8 protein-coding genes are annotated in these 5,146 nt (G+C 71.5%); all 8 read right to left on the bottom strand.

Going from position 1 to position 5,146, the window contains the following annotated elements; translation table 11 throughout:
- Positions 1 to 228 (bottom strand): cbb3-type cytochrome c oxidase subunit I (locus VFM98_RS25875; RefSeq protein WP_325112759.1); only part of this gene is annotated, 228 nt, incomplete at its 3' end.
- Entirely contained in the window at positions 225 to 1,178 is a 954-nt protein-coding gene (coxB, locus tag VFM98_RS25870) for a cytochrome c oxidase subunit II (RefSeq protein WP_325112758.1), read from the bottom strand. The genes VFM98_RS25875 and coxB, both read right to left, overlap by 4 nt.
- Positions 1,168 to 1,911 (bottom strand): hypothetical protein, encoded by a 744-nt coding sequence (locus tag VFM98_RS25865; protein ID WP_325112757.1) that lies wholly within the window; start codon positions 1,909 to 1,911, stop codon positions 1,168 to 1,170. Before VFM98_RS25865 ends, coxB begins: the two co-directional genes overlap by 11 nt.
- Positions 1,908 to 2,216 (bottom strand): hypothetical protein, encoded by a 309-nt coding sequence (locus VFM98_RS25860; protein WP_325112756.1) that lies wholly within the window; start codon positions 2,214 to 2,216, stop codon positions 1,908 to 1,910. The genes VFM98_RS25865 and VFM98_RS25860 overlap by 4 nt, the downstream gene beginning before the upstream one ends.
- Entirely contained in the window at positions 2,213 to 3,079 is an 867-nt protein-coding gene (locus VFM98_RS25855) for a hypothetical protein (protein WP_325112755.1), read from the bottom strand. Before VFM98_RS25855 ends, VFM98_RS25860 begins: the two co-directional genes overlap by 4 nt.
- The gene (locus VFM98_RS25850; RefSeq protein WP_325112754.1) at positions 3,076 to 3,687 is read right to left on the bottom strand and encodes a cytochrome c; all 612 of its coding nucleotides are present in this window, start codon (positions 3,685 to 3,687) and stop codon (positions 3,076 to 3,078) included. The genes VFM98_RS25855 and VFM98_RS25850 overlap by 4 nt, the downstream gene beginning before the upstream one ends.
- A complete protein-coding gene (locus tag VFM98_RS25845; RefSeq protein ID WP_325112753.1) occupies positions 3,684 to 4,214 on the bottom strand; it encodes a DUF3341 domain-containing protein in 531 nt (176 codons plus the stop codon). Before VFM98_RS25845 ends, VFM98_RS25850 begins: the two co-directional genes overlap by 4 nt.
- Positions 4,211 to 5,146 (bottom strand): NrfD/PsrC family molybdoenzyme membrane anchor subunit (gene nrfD / locus VFM98_RS25840; RefSeq protein ID WP_325112752.1); only part of this gene is annotated, 936 nt, incomplete at its 5' end. The genes VFM98_RS25845 and nrfD, both read right to left, overlap by 4 nt.

Genomic DNA, 5,146 nt, shown 5'->3' with positions numbered 1-5,146 from the left:
GAACAGCCACACCATGATCACGCCGTGGGCGGTGAAGAGGCGGTTGTAGCTGTCGTCGCTGACCAGGTCGCCCGCCGGCGTGGCGAGTTCCAGCCGGATCACGGTGGCCGCCAGCCCGCCGATGAAGAAGAAGGCCGTGATGGAGATGGCGTAGAGGATCGCGATGCGCTTGTGGTCGGTGGTGGCGAGCCACGAACGCAGGGTCATTCCATCTTGCAGGTAGTTCACGGGCGCACTCCCGTTTGCGCTCCGCCGGTGGAGCGCACGTAGGCCACGAGGGCCTGCAGGTCCTCCTCGTTCACCTGTCCGGCGAAGGAGGGCATCACGGGGTCGAAGCCCGCCACCACGTCCTTGCGTGGCAGCAGGATGGAATCGCGCACGTAGTTCTCGTCGGCCACCAGGCTGCGGCCGTCCTGCAGGTGCACGGTGCGGCCGATCAGGCCTTCCAGTGCCGGCGCGTGCACGATCGAGCCGGCTGCGTGGCAGCCGCTGCACCCGAGCTGGCGGAAGCGCACGAAGCCGTACTGGGCCAGGCTCGGCTCGGGCGTTCCGCTCGCCAGCCAGCGGGCGTAGTCGGCCGGCGTCATCACCACGATGCGGCCCAGCATGCGCGCATGCTCGCTGCCGCAGTACTCGGCGCAGAACAGCTGGAATTCGCCCAGGTGCGTGGGCTTGAACCACAGGCCGGTGTAGCGGCCCGGCACCACGTCCTGCTTGAGCCGGAAGGCCGGCACGAAGAAGCTGTGGATCGCATCCTGCGCAGTCATCACCAATCGCACCGGCTGGCCCAGCGGAACGTGCAGCTCGTTGATCTCGCGCCGGCCGTTGCGGTGTTCCAGCTTCCACATCCACTGCTTCGCCACTACGTAGACCGGCAGCGCGTCGGCGGGCGCGCGGTAGAACGCGACGAAGTCGTGGGCGGCCCAGGTGAACAGGCCGACGAAGAGTGCGAGCGGAATCAATGTCCACGCGAGCTCCAGCCCCAGCTTGCGGTGGATGGCGCTGCGCTGCACGTGCGCGCCGCGGCGGTAGCGGATGCAGAAGAAGACGATCGCAACGCACACGCCCGCGGCCACCACGCCGCACAGCAGCACCATGGCCGCGAGCAGCAGGTCCGTGCGCGGTGCGATGGAGGACGCACCGGGCAGCCACAGGCCGGCGCTGCCGTCAGTCCCCATGCTGCGCTCCGTGCCGGCGGCGCCAGCACCAGGCGGCCAGCGCCGCCGCGGCACCCAGGCCGGTGATGCGCGTGGCGGTCATCACCGCGCCGGTGTGTGCGCCGGGCTGCGGTTCGAGATGCGAGCAGAACAGGGCGATCCGTTCGCCGATGCCCGCGATGCGCCCGCCGCGCGCTTCGGCCAATGCGACGCGCAGTTCGCCCGGATCGAGGCCCAGGCCGGGCAGGTAGCGCGCGACGCGGCCGGAAGGGGTGGCGACGATGACGACGGCGGGGTGTTCGTAGCCTTGCGCAGAAGGCACGTAGCGCACGCCGAGCGCGCCGGCCAGCCGCGCGCTCGCATCGCCGCGGGCCACCAGCAGTTCCAGTGCGATCGGCGAGTGCGCCGGCTTTCCCTGCAGCAGGAACCCGGCGAACGCGAGGTCGCTCGCGCGCCGCTTCCGCGCGTCGGCCGGCGTGTCCTCCGGCGCGACGCTGAAGCCGACGATGCGGAAACCCTCCCGTGCCACCCCGCCCTTGTGCAGCGCATCCAGCAGCGACTGCATCACCAGCCCGCACAGCTGCGGGCAGTGCCAGTAGCCGGGCACCAGCAGCACGGGGCGCACGCCATCGAAGAAATCCCCGAGGCGTACGCTGCGCCCGGCGCTGTCCCGGAACTGCAACGCCAGCGGCAGCTCCGCGCCCGGCAACTGCACCAGGGCCGCCGCCCCGGCCAGGAAATCGCGTCGTTTCATGGCCGCACCCCCTGCACGAGGAGGTCCATCGCCTGCTCGATCGGGATGTGCGCGATGCCGCGCCGCGCGTCCACCCAGCCGAAGCCGTGCAGGCGCCGCTCCTGCTCCGCCCGCCGAGCGACCCGCTCCGGCTGCGGCGCGCTGCGCAGGCTGGCCTGGGCTGCGAGCGCCGCATCCTGCCCTTGCACCGGTCCGCTCTCCGGCGCCACCTTCCAGAAGTGCAGCAGCAGGAACACCCCCGCGACCGCCAGCACCACCGCGCATGCGATGGCCGCGGCCGCCCAAAGGACGGCGCGCGTGTTCATCGCCGCACCCCCACCACGCCCAGCGAAGGCAGCACCATCCACAGCGCGTCGAAGGCCGTGGCGGCGAGCAGCCAGGCGGCGACCCAGCGCAGCTGCGCGGGGTCGTCCTTCACGCGGCGCAGCAGCAGCGCCAGGAAGGGCAGCACCAGCTGCGCGAGCACCAGCGCCAGGGCCGCGTACTGCCAGCCGCCGGACAGGCGCGGCAGGTACCACGCGATCTCGCGCGGCAGGTTCTCGGCCCAGATGATCAGGAACTGCATGAAGGCGAGGTAGGCCCAGGACATCACCCACATCAGCTGCAGGTTGCCGAGATCGCGCCAGGGCACCGCCAGCTCCGCCCGCACGGCGAGCAGCGTCGCCAATGCCGCCCCCGAGAGAGCCTGCACGCTCATCGCCACCAGGCCGAACGCGGTGCTGTACCAGCCCGGCACCAGCGACGCCAGCAGGTCCACCGCGGCGAGCGAGGTGATCACCGTGTACAGCACCAGCGCGGCGGCGGTGCGGCCCTTGCGCGCCAGCATCCAGGGCCGGGTGATGCACCACCAACCGGCCGCGTAAATCACCAGCCGGAGCGTGAAGAAGGGTTGCGCCAGCCAGAGCGAAGGAAAGTCCGGGTGCGCCAGCGCCCCCAGCCAGGAAGGGTCGCGCGCCCACGGATAGAGGATCCCCGCCCCCAGCGCCACCGGCAGCAGGCCGAGCAGCAGCCACGGCATCGCGCGCGCCATGCGCGGCACCAGCACCACGAACGGCGCGCCCCAGCCGCCGCCGGTGAGCTGATGCACCCATGTGTTGACATAGGCGCCCAGCACCAGCCCCAGGCACCACCACCAGGCCGCGAGCCACAGCGCGAGCAGCCATCTCATCGTCCGCCTCCGCTGGCCGGCAGGCGCGCGCGCAACGCGGGCGGCAACTCGGCGACCCGCGCGCCCTGGCTCAGTTGCAGCGCGCGGATGTAGGCGACGATGGCCCAGCGGTCCTGCGGCGTGACGCGGTCGGCATACGAGTACATCACGCCGTGCCCCTGGCTGATCACGTCGTAGAAGTGGCGGTCGGGTGCGTCGCGCAGGCGCTGCTCGTGGTACGAGGGCGGGTGCGGGAAGCCGTGCTGCACCACGGGCCCTTCGCCGTCGCCGAGCGGGCCGTGGCAGGGCTCGCAGTAGATGGCGAAGCGTTCCTGTCCGCGCGCCAGCAGGGCCGGTGTGATGGCCGCGGGCGCCGATGCGGCGGCGGCCTGTGCGCGCGCCACCAGTTCGTCACGCCCGAGGTGGCCGCTGCTGGTGGCCGCCAGCGTGCCCATCGCGGCGGGCACGCTGCCCGGCGGCGGGGGCCGCTCGGCACGGCCGTCGGCGAACAAGGGGCTGGCCGCATCGGGGCCGTAGCGCGGCTGCTCGTACATGTCGTGCATCAGGCGCTCGCAGCCGGCCAGCGTCAGTGCCAGCGGCAGCGCGCAGGCGAGCCAGCGAGCCTTCACTGCGGCACCTCCACCCAGCGCAGCGGCTGCAGCGAGGCGAGCAGGCGCTGCGCGGCTTCGCGCTCGAAGGCAGGATCGTGCGCCGGCAGGCAGAGGAAGAAGCGGTTGCGCATCGCCAGTTCGAAGTCCGGCGCATTGAAAACCGGATGCCGCAACTGCGGCAGGCCGCAGCCGGCCAGCATCGCGATCACCGCCGCGAAGGCGGCGCCCAGCACCGCCATCTCGAAGGTGACGGGCACGAACATGGGCCAGCTGTCCAGGGGCCGGCCGGCGATGTCGAGCGGGTAGTCGACGACGGCGGAATACCACTGCAGGAAGAAGCCGCCCAGGCCGCCGGCCAGCCCGCCGAGGAAGGTGAACAGCGGCACGCGCGTGCGCTCGAAGCCGAGCGCTTCGGCCAGGCCTTCCACGGGGAACGGCGCGTAGGCTTCGGCGTGCCGGTAGCCGGCCGCGTGCGCCGCGCGCGCACCCTGCAGCAGGGCGTCGGCGGTGGCGAATTCGGCCATCAGGCCCCAGGCTTCGCTCATGGCCGCCCCCCGTGCGCGCTTTCGCGCACCAGCTCGCGCATCTCCGAGATCGAGATCGCCGGCAGCACGCGGATGAAGACCAGGAACAGCCAGGCGAAGGTGGAGAGCGACCCGAGCAGGAACACCCAGTCCCACGCGGTGGGCACGAAGCGGCCCCAGGACGAGGGCAGGAAGTCGTGGCTGGTGCTCTGCACCACGATCAGCACCCGCTCCATCCACATGCCCAGGTTGATCACCAGGCTCAGGCCGAACAGCAGCAGCGTGTTCCGGCGCGCCCGGCGCCACCACAGGACCTGCGGTACGAGCACGTTGCAAACCATCATCGCCCAGTACACGGGCGCGTAGAAGCCGGTGAAGCGGTCCAGCGTCATCGCGATCTCGAATTCGTCGCCGCTGTAGAAGGCGGTGAAGATCTCGCTCGCATAGCCGTAGGCCACCAGCGCTCCGGTGGCGAGCAGCACCTTGGCCGCGTGGTCCAGGTGGGTGGGCGTGATGAAGTCCTGCAGGCCGAAGGCGCGCCGCAGCGGGATCGCCAGCGTCAGCACCATCGCGAAGCCGGAGAACAGGGCGCCGGCCACGAAGTAGGGCGGGAAGATCGTGGAGTGGTAGCCCGGCACGTTGGCGATGGTGAAGTCCAGCGACACCACCGAGTGCACCGACACCACCAGCGGCGTCGCCAGGCCGGCCAGCAGCAGGTAGGCCGACTGGTGCCGCGCCCAGTGGCGCGCCTCGCCGCGCCAGCCGAGCGCCGCCAGGCCGAAGGCGTAGCGCTTGAACGGGCTGTGCGCGCGGTCCCGCAGCGTGGCCAGGTCGGGGATCAGGCCCAGGTACCAGAACAGGATGGAGACGACGATGTAGGTGCCGATGGCGAAGAAGTCCCACACCAGGGGGCTGCGCCATTGCGGCCAGGGCATGTGGGTCACCGGCAGCGG

Source organism: Ramlibacter sp. (assembly GCF_035706265.1).
Taxonomy (GTDB): domain Bacteria; phylum Pseudomonadota; class Gammaproteobacteria; order Burkholderiales; family Burkholderiaceae_C; genus Ramlibacter.
This window is presented reverse-complemented; position numbering and strand designations above follow the sequence as displayed.

What these genes read in the sequence shown, in the direction of transcription:
- coxB (WP_325112758.1), bottom strand. Translation starts at nt 1,178, where the DNA reads ATGGGGACTGACGGCAGCGCCGGCCTGTGGCTGCCCGGTGCGTCCTCC.
- VFM98_RS25865 (WP_325112757.1), bottom strand. Translation starts at nt 1,911, where the DNA reads ATGAAACGACGCGATTTCCTGGCCGGGGCGGCGGCCCTGGTGCAGTTG.
- VFM98_RS25860 (WP_325112756.1), bottom strand. Translation starts at nt 2,216, where the DNA reads ATGAACACGCGCGCCGTCCTTTGGGCGGCCGCGGCCATCGCATGCGCG.
- VFM98_RS25855 (WP_325112755.1), bottom strand. Translation starts at nt 3,079, where the DNA reads ATGAGATGGCTGCTCGCGCTGTGGCTCGCGGCCTGGTGGTGGTGCCTG.
- VFM98_RS25845 (WP_325112753.1), bottom strand. Translation starts at nt 4,214, where the DNA reads ATGAGCGAAGCCTGGGGCCTGATGGCCGAATTCGCCACCGCCGACGCC.